The sequence below is a fragment of the Polaribacter sp. genome (assembly GCF_965656025.1).
Taxonomy (GTDB): Bacteria; Bacteroidota; Bacteroidia; order Flavobacteriales; family Flavobacteriaceae; genus Polaribacter.
In genome coordinates this window covers 1-1,668 of record NZ_CBFHJT010000139.1, presented here as the reverse complement: position 1 = coordinate 1,668, position 1,668 = coordinate 1, and the positions used below count along the sequence as shown (strand labels likewise).

3 protein-coding genes and 1 pseudogene are annotated in these 1,668 nt (G+C 24.5%); 2 read left to right on the top strand and 2 right to left on the bottom strand.

Going from position 1 to position 1,668, the window contains the following annotated elements:
* The coding region (locus tag ACTG3S_RS14395; protein WP_439130025.1) for a phosphatase domain-containing protein at positions 1–261 on the top strand (261 nt) is incomplete at its 5' end.
* Between the two features lie 54 nt (positions 262–315).
* Here the strand turns inward: ACTG3S_RS14395 and ACTG3S_RS14390 are convergent.
* Together ACTG3S_RS14390 and ACTG3S_RS14385 are read right to left on the bottom strand one after the other, a co-directional pair.
* On the bottom strand, positions 316–477 hold the full coding sequence (locus tag ACTG3S_RS14390) for a DUF1328 family protein (RefSeq protein WP_439130024.1): 162 nt from the start codon (positions 475–477) through the stop codon (positions 316–318).
* A 188-nt stretch (positions 478–665) separates the two neighbouring features.
* Complete coding sequence (locus ACTG3S_RS14385; protein WP_439130023.1) at positions 666–1,115, bottom strand: ferritin-like domain-containing protein; 450 nt, start codon at positions 1,113–1,115, stop codon at positions 666–668.
* Between the two features lie 349 nt (positions 1,116–1,464).
* Here ACTG3S_RS14385 and ACTG3S_RS14380 point away from each other — a divergent pair.
* A pseudogene (locus tag ACTG3S_RS14380) lies at positions 1,465–1,668 on the top strand (AraC family transcriptional regulator); the annotation flags it as partial.

Genomic DNA, 1,668 nt, shown 5'->3' with positions numbered 1-1,668 from the left:
GAAAATATCTTACAAACCTATCCTAATTTATCTTTTATTTTAATTGGTGATGCTGGCGAATATGATGCAGATATTTATATAGAAATCACAAAAAAATATCCAAAGAGAATTAAAGCTATTTATTTACGTAGTGTTTTACATCGTAAAAAAATGAATCGAATAAAAAAGTTGATAGAAAACTATACAGATACTCTTTTTGTGGTAGTAAATAATAGCAAAGAAGCTATAGCACATGCCAAAAAAAATAATTTTATTGCATAAAAAAACTGTTTAAAAAATTAAACAGTTTGTCTTTTACATAGCAATAAGTATACTTTAGCTTTTTATTCCACCTCTTATTAAAGATAAAACAAATAACACTAAAAATATAAAAAATATAATTTTAGCAATACCTGCAGCTGCTCCTGCAATTCCTCCAAATCCTAAAACAGCAGCTATTAATGCAATTATTACAAATGTGATTGTCCAACGTAACATAATATAAAGTTTTTTAGTTAATATTTAAATAGACTTTTTCTATTTCTTTCATTTTAAAGATACAGTCAATATAAAGAGATTGTTAACGCTATAAAATTGTCTTTTAACTCTAATACAAAGAGTTAGGTTTTCATAAAATAAAAAAAGTGCTAAAAATTAGCACTTTTTTTATTTTAAAAACACGAATATTAATGAATCTCTTCTAAAGTTTTAATATTGTACAAGCCATTTGCTATTTGTGTTTTATGTTTTTCTAACAGTTCTTTGGTAGAAGATGGTAAGCTTGTTTCTTTTAAAATATCATCATATTCTTCTAAAGAAGCTTCTTCTCCTCTAATGGCTTCTTCTAACATCGATTCTTCATCATCAAAAGAAAAAAGTGCTTTTAAATCCATCCATGCTCTGTGTACTTTTCCTGTTGCACTTCCACCTTTGTCTATCTCTTGATTGTAAGATTTTATCTCGGTTTTTAAATCGTGTCCAAACGCATATCTTTCACTTGCTTTTTTATTAAAATAAGTTTTTAAAGATTCGTTATCTATGTTTTCTGCAGCTTTTTTAAATCCTTTTTCTGCATCATAAGTTTTTTCTAACAATGCATTTAATTTTTTTCCTACTTCTTCTGTATAAGTACTCATAAATTTTAATTTATAGTTAGCGTTTCATTTTTTTAAGATGCAAAACGTTTTACATCTAATAAGTTTTACTTTTGCTTTACAAAGTTAATTTTAATACAAAATAAAGTTTAGTGGTATTGCATTGGTTTTTAACTCTTTTCATATTTTTATCTTATTTTTTTTAGAATAAGATTTTATTACTAATGATAAAAATCATCGATAATTATTTATTTATTTTTTAGATAAATAACCTAAGCTTTAAAATTTATTTTATCTCTAAAATTATTTACTTTAAAAGTATAAGTCTTCAATAAAAATGATGGCATACATTCAGATAAAATGATATATCTTTACTGAAAATTGTTTTTAAATGATAGAAATAGAATTAAATCCAGAGAGTTCAAAAGATATTTTACTGCAAATACATGAAGCTATTGGTGGTACTGTAGATAAAACATGGAGCGAAAACATATTAAAAATTAATAACGAGTTTGCCACAGGTACCATTAGATATATTCCTTTTGATTGGGGTGTAAATTTATTAGAATTTGAAATTAAATTACATAAAGAATTT

What these genes read in the sequence shown, in the direction of transcription:
- ACTG3S_RS14390 (WP_439130024.1), bottom strand. Translation starts at nt 477, where the DNA reads ATGTTACGTTGGACAATCACATTTGTAATAATTGCATTAATAGCTGCT.
- ACTG3S_RS14385 (WP_439130023.1), bottom strand. Translation starts at nt 1,115, where the DNA reads ATGAGTACTTATACAGAAGAAGTAGGAAAAAAATTAAATGCATTGTTA.